The sequence below is a fragment of the Runella salmonicolor genome (genome assembly GCF_024158025.1).
Classification (GTDB): domain Bacteria; phylum Bacteroidota; class Bacteroidia; order Cytophagales; family Spirosomataceae; genus Runella; species Runella salmonicolor.
Genome location: NZ_JAMZEL010000003.1, coordinates 166416 through 185232, shown reverse-complemented (window position 1 = coordinate 185232; position 18817 = coordinate 166416). Strand labels below are relative to the sequence as shown.

The 18817-nt window shown below is 44.3% G+C and carries 20 protein-coding genes; 12 read left to right on the top strand and 8 right to left on the bottom strand.

Annotation, left to right across the window (positions count from 1 at the left end; all coding sequences use genetic code 11):
• The first annotated feature begins 100 nt into the window (after positions 1-100).
• A complete protein-coding gene (locus NCI00_RS10090) occupies positions 101-1372 on the top strand; it encodes a DUF937 domain-containing protein (RefSeq protein WP_253527053.1) in 1272 nt (423 codons plus the stop codon).
• Positions 1373-1450: 78 nt separating this feature from the next.
• On the opposite strand, the gene NCI00_RS10085 is transcribed toward NCI00_RS10090, so the two are convergent.
• Complete coding sequence (locus NCI00_RS10085; protein ID WP_253527051.1) at positions 1451-3220, bottom strand: DNA polymerase/3'-5' exonuclease PolX; 1770 nt, start codon at positions 3218-3220, stop codon at positions 1451-1453.
• Between the two features lie 452 nt (positions 3221-3672).
• Between NCI00_RS10085 and NCI00_RS10080 the strand changes: the two genes are divergently transcribed.
• From NCI00_RS10080 to NCI00_RS10070, 3 genes are all read left to right on the top strand, one after another.
• A complete protein-coding gene (locus NCI00_RS10080) occupies positions 3673-4623 on the top strand; it encodes a DUF8428 domain-containing protein (RefSeq protein ID WP_253527049.1) in 951 nt (316 codons plus the stop codon).
• A 159-nt stretch (positions 4624-4782) separates the two neighbouring features.
• Complete coding sequence (locus NCI00_RS10075; RefSeq protein WP_253527047.1) at positions 4783-5055, top strand: 2TM domain-containing protein; 273 nt, start codon at positions 4783-4785, stop codon at positions 5053-5055.
• 21 nt (positions 5056-5076) lie between these two features.
• A complete protein-coding gene (locus tag NCI00_RS10070) occupies positions 5077-5352 on the top strand; it encodes a 2TM domain-containing protein (protein WP_114069549.1) in 276 nt (91 codons plus the stop codon).
• Positions 5353-5366: 14 nt separating this feature from the next.
• Here NCI00_RS10070 and ung read toward each other — a convergent pair whose 3' ends face one another.
• A complete protein-coding gene (gene ung, locus NCI00_RS10065; protein WP_253527045.1) occupies positions 5367-6032 on the bottom strand; it encodes a uracil-DNA glycosylase in 666 nt (221 codons plus the stop codon).
• Between the two features lie 169 nt (positions 6033-6201).
• Here ung and apaG point away from each other — a divergent pair, with 169 nt between their 5' ends.
• The 3 genes from apaG to NCI00_RS10050 all read left to right on the top strand — a co-directional run bounded on the left by apaG (position 6202) and on the right by NCI00_RS10050 (position 8051).
• Positions 6202-6588 (top strand): Co2+/Mg2+ efflux facilitator ApaG/CorD, encoded by a 387-nt coding sequence (gene apaG, locus NCI00_RS10060; protein WP_114069547.1) that lies wholly within the window; start codon positions 6202-6204, stop codon positions 6586-6588.
• A 154-nt stretch (positions 6589-6742) separates the two neighbouring features.
• The gene (locus NCI00_RS10055) at positions 6743-7531 is read left to right on the top strand and encodes an O-methyltransferase (protein WP_253527044.1); all 789 of its coding nucleotides are present in this window, start codon (positions 6743-6745) and stop codon (positions 7529-7531) included.
• Positions 7532-7613: 82 nt separating this feature from the next.
• On the top strand, positions 7614-8051 hold the full coding sequence (locus NCI00_RS10050; protein ID WP_166559262.1) for a MarR family winged helix-turn-helix transcriptional regulator: 438 nt from the start codon (positions 7614-7616) through the stop codon (positions 8049-8051).
• A 10-nt stretch (positions 8052-8061) separates the two neighbouring features.
• On the opposite strand, the gene NCI00_RS10045 is transcribed toward NCI00_RS10050, so the two are convergent.
• Both NCI00_RS10045 and fmt read right to left on the bottom strand, forming a co-directional pair.
• Positions 8062-9177 carry an MFS transporter gene (locus tag NCI00_RS10045; protein ID WP_253527042.1) on the bottom strand — a complete coding sequence of 372 codons (1116 nt, stop codon included), beginning with the start codon at positions 9175-9177 and terminating at the stop codon, positions 8062-8064.
• Positions 9178-9202: 25 nt separating this feature from the next.
• On the bottom strand, positions 9203-10123 hold the full coding sequence (gene fmt / locus NCI00_RS10040) for a methionyl-tRNA formyltransferase (protein WP_256498229.1): 921 nt from the start codon (positions 10121-10123) through the stop codon (positions 9203-9205).
• 281 nt (positions 10124-10404) lie between these two features.
• On the opposite strand from fmt, the gene greA reads away from it, so the two are divergent.
• Positions 10405-10878, top strand: coding sequence for a transcription elongation factor GreA (gene greA, locus NCI00_RS10035; RefSeq protein WP_013925845.1), 474 nt, complete (start codon positions 10405-10407; stop codon positions 10876-10878).
• 276 nt (positions 10879-11154) lie between these two features.
• Positions 11155-11640 (top strand): hypothetical protein, encoded by a 486-nt coding sequence (locus tag NCI00_RS10030; protein ID WP_253527040.1) that lies wholly within the window; start codon positions 11155-11157, stop codon positions 11638-11640.
• 88 nt (positions 11641-11728) lie between these two features.
• Here the strand turns inward: NCI00_RS10030 and ychF are convergent, their stop codons facing one another.
• Positions 11729-12826 (bottom strand): redox-regulated ATPase YchF, encoded by a 1098-nt coding sequence (gene ychF, locus NCI00_RS10025; protein ID WP_166559265.1) that lies wholly within the window; start codon positions 12824-12826, stop codon positions 11729-11731.
• A gap of 238 nt (positions 12827-13064) precedes the next feature.
• Positions 13065-13385 carry a DUF3276 family protein gene (locus tag NCI00_RS10020; RefSeq protein ID WP_013925848.1) on the bottom strand — a complete coding sequence of 107 codons (321 nt, stop codon included), beginning with the start codon at positions 13383-13385 and terminating at the stop codon, positions 13065-13067.
• Between the two features lie 226 nt (positions 13386-13611).
• Here NCI00_RS10020 and NCI00_RS10015 point away from each other — a divergent pair, with 226 nt between their 5' ends.
• From NCI00_RS10015 to NCI00_RS10005, 3 genes are read left to right on the top strand one after another with little or no spacing between them, the layout of a single operon-like run.
• Positions 13612-14100, top strand: coding sequence for a septal ring lytic transglycosylase RlpA family protein (locus NCI00_RS10015; protein WP_253527038.1), 489 nt, complete (start codon positions 13612-13614; stop codon positions 14098-14100).
• Positions 14101-14118: 18 nt separating this feature from the next.
• Complete coding sequence (locus tag NCI00_RS10010; protein ID WP_114462109.1) at positions 14119-15033, top strand: DUF58 domain-containing protein; 915 nt, start codon at positions 14119-14121, stop codon at positions 15031-15033.
• A 52-nt stretch (positions 15034-15085) separates the two neighbouring features.
• Positions 15086-16240: a hypothetical protein gene (locus NCI00_RS10005; protein WP_253527036.1), complete on the top strand. Its 1155-nt coding sequence runs from the start codon at positions 15086-15088 to the stop codon at positions 16238-16240.
• A gap of 147 nt (positions 16241-16387) precedes the next feature.
• On the opposite strand, the gene NCI00_RS10000 is transcribed toward NCI00_RS10005, so the two are convergent.
• Both NCI00_RS10000 and NCI00_RS09995 read right to left on the bottom strand, forming a co-directional pair.
• Positions 16388-17584, bottom strand: coding sequence for a DUF5009 domain-containing protein (locus NCI00_RS10000; RefSeq protein WP_253527034.1), 1197 nt, complete (start codon positions 17582-17584; stop codon positions 16388-16390).
• A gap of 18 nt (positions 17585-17602) precedes the next feature.
• Positions 17603-18712 carry a family 20 glycosylhydrolase gene (locus tag NCI00_RS09995; RefSeq protein ID WP_253527031.1) on the bottom strand — a complete coding sequence of 370 codons (1110 nt, stop codon included), beginning with the start codon at positions 18710-18712 and terminating at the stop codon, positions 17603-17605.
• Positions 18713-18817: the final 105 nt, after the last annotated feature.

Sequence of the window (18817 nt, the reverse complement as noted above, 5' to 3'; positions counted from 1 at the left end):
AAAGCAAGGTCTAAAAACATCGCGGCAATTTTAACAGTTTCGGCCGTTTCATTCGTTTTTACCCTTACACTCTAACCAATTAATTAACTGATTTTTTATAATGAACTTTTTTGCATCGTTGAAAGAGGCTTTGACTGAGGGGGTGATAAGTCAAATTGCAGCACAAAAACTAGAAAAACCCGAGAAGATACAAAAGATTTTTGATGCGTTGGGCGTCTCACTTGTGGGCGGATTAATCAAACGGGTGACTACGGAATCTGGCATGAAGCTCGTGTACAACCAAGCGCAGAAAATTGAATTTGGACCCGAAAATATCGAAGGTATTTTAAAAAATGAGGCTGAATTTGAAAAGCTGAAAGCCGTTGGAGAAAAAGATTTGAATACGGTGCTGCCTGGCCTCAAAAGTGCCATCAGCAGTATGGTGTCCAAGTATGCTGGAACCCAAAATTCGTTGGTTGCTTCGCTTTGCGGCGTAGCCATGCCCATCGTGATGTCGGTCATTAAACAAAAAATAACCGAGAAAAAACTGGATGCGGAGTCGCTCGCCGCTTACTTAGGTGACCAGCGCGAAGAAATGCTCACCATACTTCCCGATTTGAATGACAAGCTCATTGAAACAATGGGTATCCAGTACCTGCTGCAAAATTTTTCCGTTCCGCGTACCGAAGAATCGGGCGTGGTATCCAGAGGAGCTGGCACCGAGAAAGGAAGCGCGTCTCAGCCTTTTTTGGTAGGCGTAGATATGCAACAACAAGCTGACTATCAACCCTATCTAAAGTGGTTTGGCATCGGAGCTTTGGTCATTGGGGCCATTGCGGCGGGGATTTATTTCTGGAATCAGCGACAGACTGCGTTGGAAAATAGTGCTTCTGAAACCGACTCTACCATGATTGAGGCAAGAACCATTCAGGAACCGCCCGTTACCCAAGATTCGGTTGTTAAAGATACGACGACGGCCGTAGCAGCGGCTACTCCCCCAGCAACGGCCACGGCCAATCCCATGTCAGCTTACCTCGAAAACGCTACCGCACCAGCAGGAAAAGTATTTAAGTTTGACAATGTAGACTTCGAAGACAATACCACACAACTGAAAGCAGAAGCCAATGCACCCATCGCAGCTTTGGCTGATTTGCTAAAAAAATACCCCAACGCGCAGGTAAAATTGGTAGGTTATGCCAACGATGCCAAGCAACCCGTAACCAACAAAGTGCTATCGGTCAAACGGGTTTTTGCCATCAAAGACATATTAATTAAATCGGGAATCAGTTACATCCGGATTGATGCCGAAGGGCGTGGGTCGGGCATAAGCAAAGACAGCGCGCCGGGGCAAAAGCCATTGCGTGAGATTTATGTACGTTTCGTGAAAAAATAATCACCTGATACGTAATCAAAAAGGGAGAAGCGTGTGTTCGCTTCTCCCTTTTTAACTTCTGGTAATTCGCCTTTACCTCTACCCTTTTTTTCGTTTATCGAGGTAGGCTTCTATTTCGGCCAAGCTCAACACGTTGAATGTCATCTCTTTGGTTAGGCCACCTTTTCTGGCTACGTTTACGCCGTAATGCATGTCAAAATAGCCTTCTTTTTGGTGGGCATCAGGATTGATACTCAGCATTACCCCTTTATCCATACAATACCTAATCCAACGCCAATCCAAATCCAATCGCCACGGACTCGCGTTGATTTCAATGACTACGCCGTGGCGCGCACACGCCTCAATAATCACCTTATGGTCAATCGGATACCCTTCCCGGGCCAGCAACAACCGCCCCGTGGGATGGCCCAATATCGTTGTGTACGGATTTTCAATCGCCGCCAACAAACGTCCAGTTGCTTTTTCAAGGCTCATGGTGAGGTTACTGTGAACCGACGCCACCACGTAATCAAAGGTTTTCAGCACCTCCTCTGGGTAGTCCAACGAGCCGTCACCAAGGATGTCAGATTCAATTCCTTTTAGGATTTTAAACGGTTTGGAGGCATTGGCAGCCAGCGCCTGATTCAAGCGGTCAATTTCTTCGTGCTGCAATTTGACCCGGTCGGCCCGGAGGCCATTGGCATAGCTTGCCGTTTGGGAATGGTCTGCAATGCCGAGGTATTCAAATCCTAATTCCTGACAATACCGCGCCATCACTTCTAAGCTGTGCTTCCCGTCGGAATAGGTGCTGTGGTTGTGTAAAATTCCCCGCAGTGCATCCCACGTAATCAGGTCTTCATTTTTATGTTGGGTCAGCCACTCAAATTCACCCAAACCTTCGCGCATTTCGGGCACTACGTACGGCAACCCTGCTTTTTGATAAATGGCTTCGGCAGATTCTTCACGAGAACTGCTGTAAGCTACTGCCAACAAAGAAGTTCCCAACGCCGTCGGATGACTTAAATGCGCTTCGGTACTTTCTAAAATAAATCGCTCACTTTCAAACTTATCGGGATATACAAAAACAATTTCTACTTGGATTTCCAGCGTTTTTTTTTGCTCTACTTCTTCGCCCTGTGGTGGCAACTCGGTGGTGGTACTGCGGTCAACAATCTTGCCCCGCCACGTAAAAGGAGATGATATTTTTTCATTTTGCAACAACCACCCTATTTCATTGATTTGACGTATAGCCGCCACGGGCGACTCCGTGCCGACCAACAACTGTATCGTTTCAACCGTTTCATTTTTACGCGCTACCTCTCCCGTTATCACCACATTTGGAAAGTATTTCTGAAGCTCATCTCTGATTAACTCCGCCAAAATTGCGGCCTTGTCCATGCGAACCTTGCCCATTTGGCTTTGCAAAAACGCCATCGAAGCCAGAATCTTCTGCTGGGTACTTTCACCGAATCCTTTCAATTTTGCAATTTGGCCCGTCTCACATGCTATTTGCAAGCCCGCAATGGTGTCAATGCCCAATTGTCGCCAGATTGTCCCAATTTTTTTGGCACCAATTCCTTTTATTTTAAACATTTCGAGCACTCCCACGGGCGTTTGAGCCATGAGTTGCTCCAGCTCGTTCAAGCGGCCCGTCTGTACGATTTCCTGAATTTTGGCGGCCATGCTTTTCCCCACACCTGGCAATTGCGTCAATGCAGCGGTCGACAATGTTGCCAATTCTTGGTCATTGAGCCGACTCAGATTAAAAGCCGCCGACGAATAGGTGCGGATTTTAAAAGTATCTGCATCGTGCAGTTCAAGCAATTTGGTTGTCAATTCAAGGATTTCTACGATTTCGTCGTTAGACATAACTAAAAAAAGAATTAAGGATGTTTACGTATTGCGAGGGTTTTTAACCAGCAAAAATATTTGTAAATAAACGCAGATAACCCAAGTAAAAGAAGATTTAGCGGTCAAATAATCCCAAAAACACTACCTAGTTAGCGTAGGCTGTCCCTTTCTTCATTCCCTTTTTCATATTAGTTCAACAGACTCCTTCGTTAGCAACGGTGTAAATTTATCTTTTATAGTACCCCGTTGAAGGATAGAACCAGTCATTTTGGGCGAAAAATCAACGATAGTTGCCCATTTTGGGAAAAAAATACCCCACCTTATGCATGATAATCCTCGGAAAAGTTGCAGAAACACCGTGGAACAGAATTTTACAAAAGTATTGCATCACTATCACCCCAAAGATTACGTATGATATATCGCTTTACCTTTATTTTAACTCATGTTTCACTAATCAAACAATTACAATTATGGAAAACAATCAGCAAAACAAGGGTACATTCGCTTGGGTAGGACTGGTTATCATGACGTTGGCGGCGGGTGCATTCGGTTTTATGTACTTCGATCAAAAGGGCCAAACCGAAACAAAAGAGGTCGCGATTGTTGAAAAAGCAAAAGAACTGGCCTTTACTCAAACGAAATTAGACTCGGTATCACGTAATTTAGACGCAAAAATCGCCGAAACACAGCAACTTGGTGGCAATATAGAAGAGCTGATGAAAGTAAAGGCTCGACTAGAAGCAGACAAAGCCAACTTGAAGAAAAACCTGCGATTTGAGATTGGTAAATACACCGCAAAAATCAAAGAATACGAGCAATTTTTGGCCGATAAAGACGTCGAACTCGTAAAACTCAGAGAAGAAAACGGTGTATTGGCAGCAACCAATCAAAACTTGAGTACCGAAAACACAGGTCTTAAGACCGAAAAAGAAGCCTTGACTCAGGTAAAACAACAGCTTACCGACTCTGTAATGACTTACAGCAGCCAAAATCGGGAATTGAGCGAAAAAGTTGCCATTGGCGCTGCGCTTAAAGCCGAAAATATCAAAGTGCTGGCCGTGACTCCTAAAGGAAAAATTAAAAACGACGACAGCTATAAGGCAAAGCGCGTAGACAAAATCAAATTACAGTTTACCCTGCCGCCTAATCCATTGACACAGCCTGAAGAAAAAGAGATTTATGTACGTGTACTTGATCCAGATGGCGCTGTAATCTCTGACGAAGCAATGGGCTCGGGCAAATTCAACTGGAAAGGCCAAGAAATGATGTTTACGACCAAAGACCGCGTAGCTTATCAAAATACAAATCAGATGGTTGAAATGACCTATGACAATGCACAACGCTTCCGCCCAGGTAAATACAGCGTAGAAGTATATTCGGAAGGATTCCGCATTGGCTCAAGCAATTTCACGATTAAATAACTTGACAAGGCAATTGACTCTTTAAAAAGCCTGATTCATCTTCTTGAAAGTCAAGTCTGTCAGAATGCGGTTGGGGAACTCCCAACCGCATTTTATTTTTGTTGCATCAGTCAGCCGAAAACAAACAAACGGTTAATCATCCTTAAATCCTGAAATGCAATGGAAACACAACGCGACCCCCAACTTTGGAAAATGGCAAAAGCAAGAGCTTCGTTCAAAAGCCACCTTTATGTCTACCTTTTTGTCAACGCTAGCCTCTGGGCATTGTGGGCCTTTGGCCTAGTGTGGAGCCGTGGCGATACCTATCCTTGGCCCGTATGGACATCTTTTGGTTGGGGAATCGGGCTGGTGTCTCATTATTTTTCGGTGTACACTTACAGTGAAAAAAACATGGTAGAACGTGAATATCAGAAGCTTTTGAACAAAGAATGACAACTTTAACCCTGCTTTTAGATGCAACCTCGTGACGAAAAGCTCTGGAGAATCGCCAAGCGAAGGGCCCATTTCCAGCGCGATTTAATGTCTTATCTGTTCACAAACGCCATTTTAATCACTATTTGGTACCTTACTTCTGGCACCAAGAGTCATTTTTGGCCAGGTTGGGTACTTGTTTTTTGGGGTATTGGCCTCGTCACCCAATATTACCGCGCCTACATCCGCCCCAACGACGACGACCTCGCCGAACAAGAATATCAAAAGCTCTTGAAAGAAAAACAGAATGGTTTATAAAATTGCTCAATCACTTACCATTCAATCTCCTGCAAACCTTTGGCTTTCAAATAATTATTTGCCTGACTAAAGTGATTATTGCCAAACCATCCACCAGAGTTGGCCGACATCGGCGAAGGGTGTTTTGATTTCAGCACAAAATGTTTTTTTGGGTCAATGATTCTGCCTTTGTCCTGCGCGTATCTTCCCCACAGCAAAAAGACTAGCCCCTCTTTATCGTCGTTTAAATGACGAATAACGGCATCTGTGAACTGTTCCCAGCCGTGCCCTTGATGAGACCCCGGTTTGCCTTCCTGCACGGTAAGCGTGGCGTTGAGGAGCAGTACTCCCTGCTCAGCCCACCGCTCCAAGTTTCCGCTGCGCGGAAAAGGCTTGCCTAAGTCATTTTGAATTTCTTTGAAAATATTGATGAGCGAAGGAGGGATAGTAACACCGTCGTTGACCGAAAAACAAAGCCCGTTGGCTTGCCCTCTACCGTGGTAAGGGTCTTGCCCTAAAATGACCACTTTGGTTTTGTCAAAAGGGCATTTATCAAATGCATTAAACATCAGTTTACCAGGCGGATAGATTTGCTGGGTTTTATACTCCTGCCGCACATAGGCCACCAAATCGGCAAAATAAGGCTTTTCAAATTCGGTCTGCAATCGAGCTTTCCAAGAAGCTTCAATCTTAATATCCATACAAAATAATGACGGGTTGAAAATTTATGGTTTAAAATGACCCCATGCCTAAAACAGTATGGCAACACTGTTCGTTGTAAGCATTGAGATACTTTTTTGACAAAGATTTGGTTTTTTTAACGATTAAAACCTAATTTTGGTTATAAAGTTAGTAAAGCTTCATAAAACCATGACATCCGCGATTACAGAAGGCGTTCGAGTTAGCGTTTTGACGCAATATCAGCCCGAATATTCGAGCCCGATGCAGGCCCATTTCGTGTTTACGTACCGCATTACCATCGAAAATCACAGCGAGCATACAGTACAATTGTTGCGTCGGCACTGGTTCATCCACGACTCAAACGGCACCGTTCGGGAAGTAGAAGGCGAAGGCGTAGTAGGCCAACAACCCGTGCTTGAACCCGGCGAAGTTCACGAATACGTATCGGGCTGCAACCTCCGTACCAGCATGGGCAAAATGGGCGGCACTTACCTGATGGAGCGCATCATGGACGGCAAACAATTTAACGTAACGATACCCGAGTTTACGATGATTGCCCCCTACCGTCTCAATTAGGCCTCATTAGATGTCCGTCATAATCTCAACCACTGTGTAAAGAAAATCGCAAAGAAAAAATCTAATACACTGCAAATAAGCCACTTACCCTTTTGCAGTTTTCGGTTTTTTATTTTGCAGTTTTCCATTTTTCGGTTTCTAAACCTCCCCGATTTTGTTCTTTCGCCCTATTTTTCGCTATTTTTCTACTGCCCAAAACGAACACGGCCTTCATTCTCCTTTTGTATTCGATCTGTATCTAAATACAATCAAAAAAGACACTTTAAAGCCTCGTTTTGAAGCCATTGAAGCGCTGCGCAACGAAATGCTTCAAAGCCGTGAAACCCTCACCATCACCGATTTTGGGGCGGGTTCAAAGGTGAATGCTTCCCCCATTAGGGAAGTGCGCGACGTGGCAAAACACTCAAAAAAATCGGCTCAGTTGGGGCGACTTTTCTACCGACTGATTCAGCATTTTAATTATTCCACGATTTTTGATTTGGGAACATCATTGGGCCTGACCACCCTCTACTTGGCATCTGCCAAGCCAGATGCACACATTTTTACCTTTGAAGGATGCCCCGAAACGGCCAATTTGGCCCGACGTAATTTCAAAAAAATTGCCGCGTTGGCCCCGATTGAAGTCATTGTCGGAAATTTAGACGAAACCCTGGCTACTCAGGTAGCCTCTACCCCTAGCATCGACTTTGCCTTTTTTGACGCCAATCATCGGTACGAGCCTACCGTCCGCTACTTCGAAACCTGCCTGACCAAAGCCCACGAAAACAGCCTCTTTGTATTTGATGATATTCATTGGTCGCCAGAGATGGAAGCCGCGTGGCAGTATATCACCCAACATTCGTCCGTTACGGTCACGATTGATTTGTTTTCGGTCGGGTTGGTTTTCTTCCGAAAAAAACAACCCAAACAAAATTTCGTATTGCGTTGGCGATTTTGGCGTTAGGTTTGCTCTTTTAAAAATCCTATCTTAATTTGCAGAGCAATTATTAGCAGGCTAATACTTCAACCTTATGTATGATTAACTCATGACTCACCCTTCCGATTCTCGTGCTTATTTTTTCAAAATTGATACCACTATCAAGAAAATCCGCAGCGTTTTACAAAAACGTTTCAACGATTCGGGCTTTGACTTGACGGTGGACCAATGGGTATTGATTGACCACGTAGCCAGAAATCAAGGAATAAGCCAAAATATGTTAGCCGAACTCACCACCAAAGATGCCCCCACGGTGACGCGTATTTTGGATTTGCTCGTAAAAAAAGGACTGGTCGAGCGCCGTATGTCGGACGAAGACCGCCGTAAATTCAACATTTTTTTGATGCCCGAAGGTGCCAAAACATTTGAGATGGTTTTGCCCGTGGTCAAAGAAATCCGTCGTCAAGGCTGGGGAGAACTTAACGAAGAAGACTACGCCCATTTTGTTAGAATTATGGACTCTATCTATCAGAATTTCAGCGAATAACGGCTTTCTACTAAGTTTCTATTTTTCGGCCCAAAACCACCATTACTCCAAAAAGTAGCACCACAAACACCAACGCGGCCCGCAATCCCTGCGAGTCTGCCAGAAACCCAATGACTGGCGGCCCAAACAAAAAACCAAAATAGCCCAGCGTACTCACCATAGCCAATCCTACGCCGTTGGGTAAGGATGTGTTGTGACCAGCGTTGCTGTAAATAATGGGAATAACGGTTGACAGCCCCAAGCCCACCAAAAAAAGGCCCCCGATGGCCACCCACACGGAGGGAATCATCAAAGCAACCACCAAGCCAAGCATTGCCAAAGCAGAATTTGCCAAAATAAGGCGTTTATCTCCAAAAACTGTTCGGATTTTATCCCCCCCAAAACGCCCAATTGTCATGGCAGCCGAAAACGCCGACAAGCCCAGTGGTGCCATCGCGGCATTGGTTTGGAGAACATTCTTGAGGAAATTGGTGCTCCAATCGGCCATTGCGCCCTCCCCCAACATGGCACAAAACGCAATCAGGCCCATAAAAAGCATGGAGCGGTCAGGTAACCGAAAAGCCACGCCTTCATTCGACGGTTTGACCGTATCAGGAATCAAAAAAAACACGCAAGCCACCGCAAGCACCAACGACCCCGCCGATACGACCGTAAAGTGAAACGTGGTGGTAAATGGAACAAAAAAAGAACCACTCAATGCACCAAGCATCATTCCTACGCTGAAAATGGCGTGAAACGAAGACATCATCAGGGCATTGTAGCGTTGCTCAATCGCCACCGCTTGGGCGTTCATTGCGACATCCAGCGCCCCCATAAATGCCCCAATTATGTAAAAAAAGACCGCTACATGCCATTTTAAGGACAGCAACGGAAACAGAAATAACGAACAACAAAACAGCAAAAGCGACAGCGTGGTGGCAAATTTGCTGCCACGACGCGCAATGAGCCAACCCGTGAGCGGCATTGACGTAAGTGAGCCCACTGCTACACAAAGGAGCATCAGGCCCAAAGTGCTGTTGTTGAGCGAAAAAAGCGTTTGAATGCTGGGTAATCGGGTACTCCAATTGGTATAAATGAATCCACAAATGAAGAAAATCAAGCTGACGGATATTCGACTCGGAGGCATAAATATATAGGTTAAGAAAATTAAATTATAGTTTAGCACCGCGCAGGAATTCTTCAATTCCCATTCGTTTTTTTCCTTCTAATTGTAGCTCCTCAATCGCCAGCCAGCCATGACCCGTCTTGAAATGAAGGAAGGATTTATTATCGGTCACAAAATCTCCGATTTCCAGCTCACTGGATTCTTGATTGGCCACTGATGCCTTATACACTTTGCAGGTTTTTCCATTCAGGGTAGTCCAAGCAGTTGGATACGGCGATAATCCACGCACAAAGTTGCGGATATAAGAGGCTGATTGCGACCATTGGATTTCGCAAGTTTCCTTAAAAATTTTGGGGGCACTTTTCAACACCTCAACCTCAGGTTGTGGAATTTGAGGATAATTGCCACGCTCCACCGCCTGCACCGTTTTGACGACCAAAGCCGCTCCTTTTTGCATCAAACGCTCATAAAGGGTGCCTACCGTGTCGTTTTCATGAATTGGCTCGGTTTCCTGAAAAATAATTTGACCTGTATCTATCTCGTGTTGCAGAAAAAAAGTAGTTACGCCCGTTTGCGTTTCGCCGTTGATGATGGCCCAATTGATGGGGGCCGCCCCTCGATACTGCGGCAAAAGCGACGCATGAAGGTTAAATGTGCCTTTGGGAGGCATATTCCAAACGACTTCGGGCAACATTCGAAAAGCCACGACGACCTGCAAATCGGCCTGGTAGCTCCGCAATTCCTCCAAAAAATCGGGGTTTTTAAGTTTTTCGGGCTGAAGAACCGGAATCCCCTGCGACAAGGCATATTGCTTCACGGGCGAAGGCGTCAATTGCAAACCTCGTCCAGCGGGTTTATCGGGTGCGGTCACCACCGCCACCACATTTGAGCCACTTTCCACGAGCTTTTGAAGACTGCTCACCGCAAATTCGGGTGTACCCATAAAAATAATCCGAAGACCTGTCATAAGAAATTAATTTCTACGTTTAAAGTAGTACAATAAGGCTATTTTTTAGGATAAAGCCTTTGGGGATATTGATTTCAGTTGCAAATATTGCTAATTTTGTGATTCAATTCTCGACTATGAACCGACACGACGAATACTTTTCGGTCTTGCTGAAGAAGTGACAGATTCTACCATCCTTTTGTAGAGCGGTCATTTCACCGTTCTTTTTTTTTGTCCATAGTCCCAGAAATTTCTTTACCACTAACAAATATTCTATAACAATTAACGTACAGTAAAGCAAAATGGCTAAAATACAGTACTACACCGAAGAAGGTCTCAACAAGCTTAAGGCTGAGTTGCAGGACTTAAAAACGCGGGGCCGACAAGAAATAGCAAGAGCAATAGCTGAAGCTCGCGATAAGGGTGATTTAAGCGAAAATGCCGAGTATGATGCCGCCAAAGAAGCACAGGGATTGCACGAAGCAAAAATCTCTAAGTTAGAAGAAGTCTTGGGCAATGCCCGCATCCTCGACGAATCGTCAATCGATACGTCGCAGGTGGCGGTGTTGTCTAAAGTCAAGATAAAAAACCGTAAAAACAACGCCGTTGTAACCTACACCCTTGTGTCTGAAGAAGAGGCCGATTTGAAACTCGGAAAAATCTCCGTTGGCTCTCCCATCGGCAAAGGGCTGCTCGGAAAAAAGGTCGGCGATGTAGCCCAATTTCAGGTTCCTGCGGGGGCTATGGAGTTTGAAGTATTAGAAATATCACGGTAGACCTCAAAATACCCCAGTTATGTGCTGGCATAGATTTTGAGCTAAAAGTGGGCAGGCTTCCAAAAGCTGCCCACTTTTTTTATTCCCAAACAAAATTTCTTATTTTAGATAATTAGTTTCAAAAACAACCCATTTATTCGTTTTTTTTGTCAAATGCTGCCAAATATAATTTGGCTAACGGTGGTTTATGGATTTTTACTGTGTTTTCAAGTAAAATTACTTTAAAAACACACTTGATAAAATCTTAAAATAATTAAATATATTCTAAAAAAAATTATGATAAATGAATTTTACTTACAAGATTTGCTCAACAAAGCGCGTTTATTGAGTAATATCGCTAAGTATTCCAAAATCAGAAAAAGTAAAATGAATTATCAGCCACCAGTATATTTGACTCCTCATTTATACATGACCAACGAAGAAGTTGCGATTGTAGATGGATTGGTAGACCATCAGGAAATGCCAAAAAAATTTGATTCAAATCGAGTCATTACCTATTTTGAAGGGCAAGATTTTTGCCTTGTTCTCTACTTTGCTGACCTTAAAGACCGAGGCTTTCAGAAGTATGTTGTCAGTGATTTTTCGGTGAATGTCGAAGAAATGTGGATGCTTTCCAATTCACTGACGCAAATGATTGGGGAAGGCATCAATGTGCATCTACTCAGTCAAGCCAAAAATCGCGTCGATAACATGATTCACATGTCAGGTACTTTTCGAGCGTTGTTTGGTAAGAAAAAAGCGGAAGAAACCGAAGATTGGTAAACTGTAAAACGTCGAAAGTTAACGTCGACGAGGTTTTGAACTGGGCGTTAACGTCGGCGAGGTTTAAAACCTCGCCGACGTTGAATAATTATACGTTAAAACGGAAGTGCATAATATCACCATCTTGCACCACGTATTCTTTTCCTTCTACCGAAATCTTACCCGCATCGCGGCAGGCCGCCTCGGTTTTGTACTTTTCGTAATCGCTGAGTTTAATGACTTCGGCCCGAATAAAACCCTTCTCAAAGTCTGTGTGAATCACCCCAGCGGCTTGCGGTGCTTTCCAGCCCCGCTGAATGGTCCACGCCCGTACTTCTTTGACACCCGCCGTAAAGTATGTAATCAGATTTAAGATGTGATACGACGCCCGAATCAATCTGTTCAGACCAGATTCTTTCAAACCGTATTCTTCCAAAAACACGGCGCGCTCTTCGGGGTCTTCCATTTCGGCAATTTCTGATTCAATAGCCGCGCAAAGTACAATCACTTCGGCATTTTCTTCGGCTACGGCCGCTTTCAATTGATCCACGTATTCATTGCCATTGATGATGGCCGATTCGTCGACGTTTGCCACATAAATAACCGGCTTGATGGTCAACAATTGCAAGTCAGCAATCGCCGCTTTTTCGTCTTCCGTCAGTCCTACTGCCCTTACGCTTTTACCGTGTAGCAAGGCATTTTTCACGCGCGTTATGATTTCAAGCTCGACCTTGGCTTTGGCATCTCCAACGCGGGCCGCTTTCTCAACCCGTGCAAATTTTTTCTCGATGGAATCCAAATCTTTCAATTGAAGCTCTAAATCAATGATTTCTTTATCACTGACGGGATTGACGCGCCCTTCTACGTGTACGATGTTATCATCGGCAAAGCAACGAACCACGTGGATAATGGCATCCACTTCCCGGATATTGGCCAAAAACTGATTCCCTAAACCTTGACCTTTGCTCGCCCCCCTTACGAGGCCAGCAATGTCAACGATTTCAACGATGGTTGGCACCATACGCTGTGGATTCACCAGGCCTTCCAAGACTTTCATTCGCTCGTCGGGCACTTCTACCACGCCTACGTTGGGTTCAATGGTACAGAAGGGATAATTGGCTGCTTCAGCCTTTGCACTTGACAATGCACTAAAAAGGGTGGATTTGCCCACATTTGGCAATCCGACAATACCACATTGGAGAGACATTCCGGGAGTTTTGAGTTTTGAGTTTTGAGTTGCGGGTTAGACAGAGAGCTCATCAATAGGCAAATGCCTTATCTTTTACTTCATTTCCAACGACCTCTCCTCCCTCATTATGAACAAATAATAATATAACTCACTTGAGTGAGGCTGCAAAATTAGTATATTTAGACGTACCTACAAAACCAAAAGGCCTCCGGTAGGTACCGGAGGCAAGTTATTGGATACTTTTAGAAAACAGGTATTACTCCCACTTCAAATCGCTACCGCTATAATCTTCTTCCTCACGTACGGCGTACTGCGAGAAATCAATATTTGGCATTAATTCTGTTTTGATGTGATTTACGGTGTCCTGAAGTGCGTCAACAAATTTGTCGAAATCTTCTTTGTAGAGAAACATCTTGTGTTTTTCATACGCAAATCCGTCTCCCTGTGGAAAACGGCGACTCTCGGTGATTGTAAGATAATAATCATTGGAACGAGTCGAACGCACATCAAAAAAGTAGGTTCTTTTGCCGGCTTTTACGCGCTTAGAGTAGATTTTTTCTCGGTCTTTATCTTCCACTATACTTAGTAGGTTTAGAGTTTAAGCAAACGCTAAAGTACATGTTTTGTTGTTGCCTTTCAAAATTTTTGTAAAATAAAGTTACCGACTTTTACGTTGTTAAGAACATGCCTTTTAAAATTGGTTTTGTAAAAAACATAGATTATATTAAATTTGTGCCTTATTATCAACCTATAAACCTTTTTTAGGTTGCATTTTTTTGAGTAGGCTTCGAGGTGAAAGCTCTGTGGAAATCATTCTTTTAGTGGAATTAAACCCGAAAAAACCTATGTATTATACCCCATTTTATTTAATTTTACTGTTGTCGTTTTTCACATTAAATTCTGCTTCAGCACAATTGTTAGGTAAAGAAGAACAGGGAAAAGCGTCTTTTTACAACAAAATGTTTGACGGTCGGCAGACCTCTTCTGGCGAAAAATTTAACCAGAAAGAATTAACCGCCGCACATCGTTCACTCCCAATCAACACCATGATTGAAGTAACGAATCTATCAAACAATAAATCGGTGATTGTAAGAGTTAATGACCGAGGCCCTTTTCATCATAAACGTCTGATTGACCTGACTCGCGCCGCTGCCGAACACCTAGGTTTTATTAAATCTGGTATCGCTTCGGTCAAGCTTCGAGTGGTTGGTATGGAAGGAATGATTTTGCTCGGACAAAATGAAATCATCACCGATACGGGAGATATCATCGAAAAGGCCAATAAACTTTAACCTTTCCCAAAACTGCCAATGAGCACACGTACGCTGGATGTTGCAAGAGTAAGACAATACGGTAATTTAGAGTTTCTGGCTCGGCAGTTGGTTGAAGGTTTTATCACGGGTCTTCATAAGTCTCCCTTCCACGGTTTTTCGGTCGAGTTTGCCGAACACCGTCTCTATAACACGGGCGAGAGTACACGGCATATCGATTGGAAAGTGTACGGCAAAACCGACCGATTGTTTGTAAAACGCTACGAAGAAGAGACCAATCTACGTTGTCACTTGCTGATTGATACGTCGTCGTCGATGTATTATCCTGAGCCTAATCACGATAAGATTACGTTCAGTGCAATGGCGGCGGCGAGCATTGCCAATCTTCTCCAACGCCAGAAAGACGCCGTCAGTCTGTGTACTTTTTCGGATACAATTGAAATACAGACGCCGATTAAATCAACTCCTTCCCACGTCCATAAGATTTTTTTGGACTTAGAAGGGATTCTTCAAAAACCCAAAGAGCAGCGCAAAACGGCCGTGGCCGATGTGCTCCACTTGATTGCCGAAAAAATTCACAAACGGTCGCTGGTTGTCATTTTCAGCGATATGTTTGAAGATATTAATCAAACAGAGCGCATTTTTTCGGCTATGCAGCACCTGCGTCACAACCTGCACGAAGTACTGTTGTTTCACGTTACCGACCGCCGCACCGAAGAAGAATTTGCGTTTGATGACCGTCCGTACGAGTTCATCGATTTGGAATCGGGAGAAAAAGTAAAAGTTCAGCCCGGACAAGTCAAAAAGCAGTACCAAGAAGCGGTCAAAAAATATTATCAGGAATTGAAATTAAAATGCGGTCAGTATAAAATTGACTTTATAGAAGCCGACGTAGCCAAAGGCTACGACCAAATCCTGTCTGCTTATTTGGTAAAGAGAAATAAGATGCGTTGAGAAGGGAAATTACCAAAAACCTGTTTATTTTGCCCCTTTACATCCAACGAATATGAAGCAATCTTTTACCGCCATTTTTGTCTACCTTCTTTTATTTACATTTTGTTTTATCGGTTGTAAATCCGCCAAAAAAGCTTTCAAACGCGGTGATTATGATGAGTCCGTGCTAAGAGCCGCCGAGAAACTTCGTGACAGTCCCACCAATTCCTCCGCTGGAGAGATTCTCAAGCAGGCCTATCCATTGGCCCTTCAACAAAACTTGGACGACGTAGCCCGCTACCAAAACGCCCCTGAAGCCTTTCATTTTGAGCCAGTGGTTGACGCCTACGTACGTCTCAATCGGCTGTATGATGCCTTGCGCAAATGCCCTGCCTGTGAGCGTTTGGTTACCGTTCGGAGTTTCATTGCAGAAGAACGAGATGCCCGCGAAAAAGCGGCTTCCGAGCGTTATGAGGCAGGGATGCTCTCGATGCAAAACAAAGAAAATCGGCAGATGGCGCGTCAGGCGTATGAACATTTTGAATCTGCCAACGCCCTGCTCGGCGGCTTTAAAAACGTTCAATCCATGCTGGATGAATCGTACGAATACGCTTCTTTTAAAGTGGTTGTAGAGCAGGTATTGGTTACCTCGCGGGCGTATCAATTGAGCAACGAATACTTTCAGAATAAGGTCAACGAGTTTTTACAAACCAATAAGCGTCTCAATAAATTTGTACGGTTTTATTCTCCGCAAGAGGCTTCAAGTACGCGCCTAAAACCCGACCACGTCATTAAGTTAGAATTTGATGATTTTGTAGTGGGTCAGACCCTCATTCAATCCAATACCGACGTAGTGACTAGCAAAGACTCCGTAAAAGTGGGCGAAACTACCGTAAATGGCAAGAAAATACCAGTCTATAACAAAGTGACGGCCAAACTAACCCGCACCCGTAAATCGGTGCTGTCGTCAGGGTTGTTGGACATGCAAGTGATGGATTTCCGCAACAAGTCAGTGGTAACGCAGGAGAAATTCAGAGGAGATTTTACGTGGGTATGCGAATGGGCCAATTTTAACGGCGATGAGCGCGCTTTGACCGCTGAACAAAAACGTCTATGCAGTGTTCGAGAAATCAACCCTCCGCCCCCGCAACAGCTTTTTATTGAGTTCAGTAAGCCTATTTACGACCGCCTTACGAGCAAAATTCGGGATTATTATAAGAATTATTGAGGGGGTATAGCAAAAGTTTTGATTGCGTTGGGTTGAGAGCAACCAAGCACACCAAAACTGTAAGCAACCGAGGAGACCAGCATTTTCATCAAAAAGCCCCCTCTGCAAATGATTCCAGAGGGGGCTTTTTGATAAGAACCAACCGTTTTATAGCTTCAATTTGATTCTCATTCTTCCCAAAACTGCCGCAATACCAATCACAATAAAGGCATAAATCAAGGACTTAAAAAGCCCCACTACCCCATAACTGAGCGCTTCGGGCAGGCGGAACGGCAGTAAATTGGCGACGCTGTAATAAACGTAAGGAATCAAATAACACGTCAACGTGGCAGTTCCCGCGACCTTAATGGGAGCAAAACACTTGGCTTTTCCCCGCAAATCAACCCAAAAATAAATCCCAGCAAACAACATAAAGGCAATGCCACTGCACAAGAACACCCACGTAGGTGTAGCCTGAATTTTAGAAATGATAAAGAAATTTCTCAACAAAAGCCCTATCAACACCATAGCCACGCCAATCGTCGTAAAAATGGAAGGAACCTGTATTTTTCTATTTTTTTTGTACAACCATTCCATCAATAGCGTAGCCAACAAACCGGTCATGGCGAAGGCATGAAAGGCTCCGTTGCCCAATATCCAGTCTTGTGGTCCTGAAGGCCAAAGAGCTTTCAACCACCCCGCATGGCCCGCAATCGTAAAAAAAGTAAAAATACCCCAAGCAATAAGTAATCCAAGGCTGCTTTTGTAGGCAAATAGATAGAGAATGGCACAGGTCAGGTAGGTCCAACCGATAAGGCCCAAAATCCCCCACCATTGCGGCCTCATGCCCACGAGTGCGTCGGCCTCACCGCTTTTGAAAATGTAGGCCAGATAACACAGCAGCGCGATTCCTAAGATTTGTAGTCCTGAAAAAAGATACTTTTGCGCACCTTCACTTTTTGGATACACATTCCAAATCAGAAAAAAGCCCGCAACCATCAAAATCTGAAACCATTCGCTCTGCATACCAGTCGCGGCTGAATTAATTTCGGGGACATTGACCGTAAAAACCCCCATGATAATCAGGGCAATGGAGCGCAAGATGATATGTTTGAGTATCAGCCCTTGGCTGTCTCCCTTTGCGATGCGGTTTTGAATGGCAAAAGGAATCGCCATTCCCAAAATAAACAGAAAACACGGAAAAATCACATCTGAAAACCCCAGCAAATCCTCATCAGCTTTGGCGTGTTGGAGCCAGTACGGGATTCCTGATAATGACCAAAAATCGTTGACAAAAATCATGAGAAGCATGGTCAAGGCACGAAATGCGTCGATTGACGGTACTCGCTTTAGGGCAACTTGCACGGGAGATATGGGTTTTGTTTACTGGCTTACTTTCTTGATTTCTTCATACATGGTTTTGAAGCAATTGGAAGGCGTGTTTTCACCCGCCTTTTCGTTGACTTTTATCCCGTAAAATTCATCCAAAAACGACCCCGCAGGCGACCATACGGTTTGCATCATCCCAAAAAAGCGCGGTTTCATTTCTTTGGTGGCCGTTGTTCTGAATTTTAGCATGTCATGGGTCTGGGCCACGGCAATTTTTGGTTTTCTCCAAGGGCAAGTGATGACGTTGAAACCTTTCATGGCAAAATACACCGCAGTTTGGTCGGGGCGTTCGTAATGCCAATCGCAAATGACCACGTCTTTGGCAATCAAATCAACCGCCTGATGCGTATTGTTCATGCTTGCCTCCCATTCTCCAAGCCCCGTGGTTTTGCCGTCGATGAGGCGGTCGCCCCAAATCCAAAGTTTTCGGTCTTTCAAAGCTAAATGATTCCGAATGGCGTTGACTTCTCCCGCAAACAACTCTGCCTTATTGCGGCCGCTGCAACGCGGACATTTATCATCGCCGATGTAAAAAACTTCGTCCATTCCCGCGTGAAAAGCATTGCTTTCAAAAACATCGCAGATTTCATCGACCAAATCAAAAACTACTTTATGCACACCCGGATGCAGGGGGCAGTAGCTTTTGCAGTACAAACCGTCGGCGTTGGGCCACACGTACTTTTCGGGCATTTTTACGTGGGGAGTTTCGTCAAATTCGGGATAAACCCTCAGCAGGTTATAAGTCGTTGTAGCCCATGATTGGTGGCCTAGCAAGTTGATTTGTGGAATAATCTGGATGTTGTTTTTCCGACAAGCCACCACCAACTTTTTTACCTCTCGGCGCGACAAAGCAATGCTGTCCCGCAACTCGGGGTGGCTGTCAAATTGATAATTAAAATCCACGCGGAGAATAAGCGTATTGACTTGACGGGGAGCCAATTCTTCGTTGATAAATTTAACGAAAGCATCCACTTGCTTCGACTGCGGAGCCCCAATGCAAAAACCCCGAATGGGCAATAAACTATCCAATTTTGTGGACTGCGCCCTCAGAATCGGGCTAAAAAAGGAAAGAAAAAAGAAGAAAGATAAAAGGCGTTTTTTCATTGATGAGAAGGGTTTGGCAAGCAAAGAATCTTGAAAATAAAAGTGAATATAGCCCGCAAGCTACTGCTAACACTTTTCAGAACAAATTGGCTTTTTATAAACACA

Excerpts from the sequence above, each read along its gene's own strand:
- NCI00_RS10090 (WP_253527053.1), top strand. The coding sequence starts at position 101 with ATGAACTTTTTTGCATCGTTGAAAGAGGCTTTGACTGAGGGGGTGATA.
- NCI00_RS10085 (WP_253527051.1), bottom strand. The coding sequence starts at position 3,220 with ATGTCTAACGACGAAATCGTAGAAATCCTTGAATTGACAACCAAATTG.
- NCI00_RS10080 (WP_253527049.1), top strand. The coding sequence starts at position 3,673 with ATGGAAAACAATCAGCAAAACAAGGGTACATTCGCTTGGGTAGGACTG.
- NCI00_RS10075 (WP_253527047.1), top strand. The coding sequence starts at position 4,783 with ATGGAAACACAACGCGACCCCCAACTTTGGAAAATGGCAAAAGCAAGA.
- NCI00_RS10070 (WP_114069549.1), top strand. The coding sequence starts at position 5,077 with ATGCAACCTCGTGACGAAAAGCTCTGGAGAATCGCCAAGCGAAGGGCC.
- ung (WP_253527045.1), bottom strand. The coding sequence starts at position 6,032 with ATGGATATTAAGATTGAAGCTTCTTGGAAAGCTCGATTGCAGACCGAA.
- apaG (WP_114069547.1), top strand. The coding sequence starts at position 6,202 with ATGACATCCGCGATTACAGAAGGCGTTCGAGTTAGCGTTTTGACGCAA.
- NCI00_RS10050 (WP_166559262.1), top strand. The coding sequence starts at position 7,614 with ATGACTCACCCTTCCGATTCTCGTGCTTATTTTTTCAAAATTGATACC.
- NCI00_RS10045 (WP_253527042.1), bottom strand. The coding sequence starts at position 9,177 with ATGCCTCCGAGTCGAATATCCGTCAGCTTGATTTTCTTCATTTGTGGA.
- fmt (WP_256498229.1), bottom strand. The coding sequence starts at position 10,123 with ATGACAGGTCTTCGGATTATTTTTATGGGTACACCCGAATTTGCGGTG.
- greA (WP_013925845.1), top strand. The coding sequence starts at position 10,405 with ATGGCTAAAATACAGTACTACACCGAAGAAGGTCTCAACAAGCTTAAG.
- NCI00_RS10030 (WP_253527040.1), top strand. The coding sequence starts at position 11,155 with ATGATAAATGAATTTTACTTACAAGATTTGCTCAACAAAGCGCGTTTA.
- ychF (WP_166559265.1), bottom strand. The coding sequence starts at position 12,826 with ATGTCTCTCCAATGTGGTATTGTCGGATTGCCAAATGTGGGCAAATCC.
- NCI00_RS10010 (WP_114462109.1), top strand. The coding sequence starts at position 14,119 with ATGAGCACACGTACGCTGGATGTTGCAAGAGTAAGACAATACGGTAAT.
- NCI00_RS10005 (WP_253527036.1), top strand. The coding sequence starts at position 15,086 with ATGAAGCAATCTTTTACCGCCATTTTTGTCTACCTTCTTTTATTTACA.
- NCI00_RS09995 (WP_253527031.1), bottom strand. The coding sequence starts at position 18,712 with ATGAAAAAACGCCTTTTATCTTTCTTCTTTTTTCTTTCCTTTTTTAGC.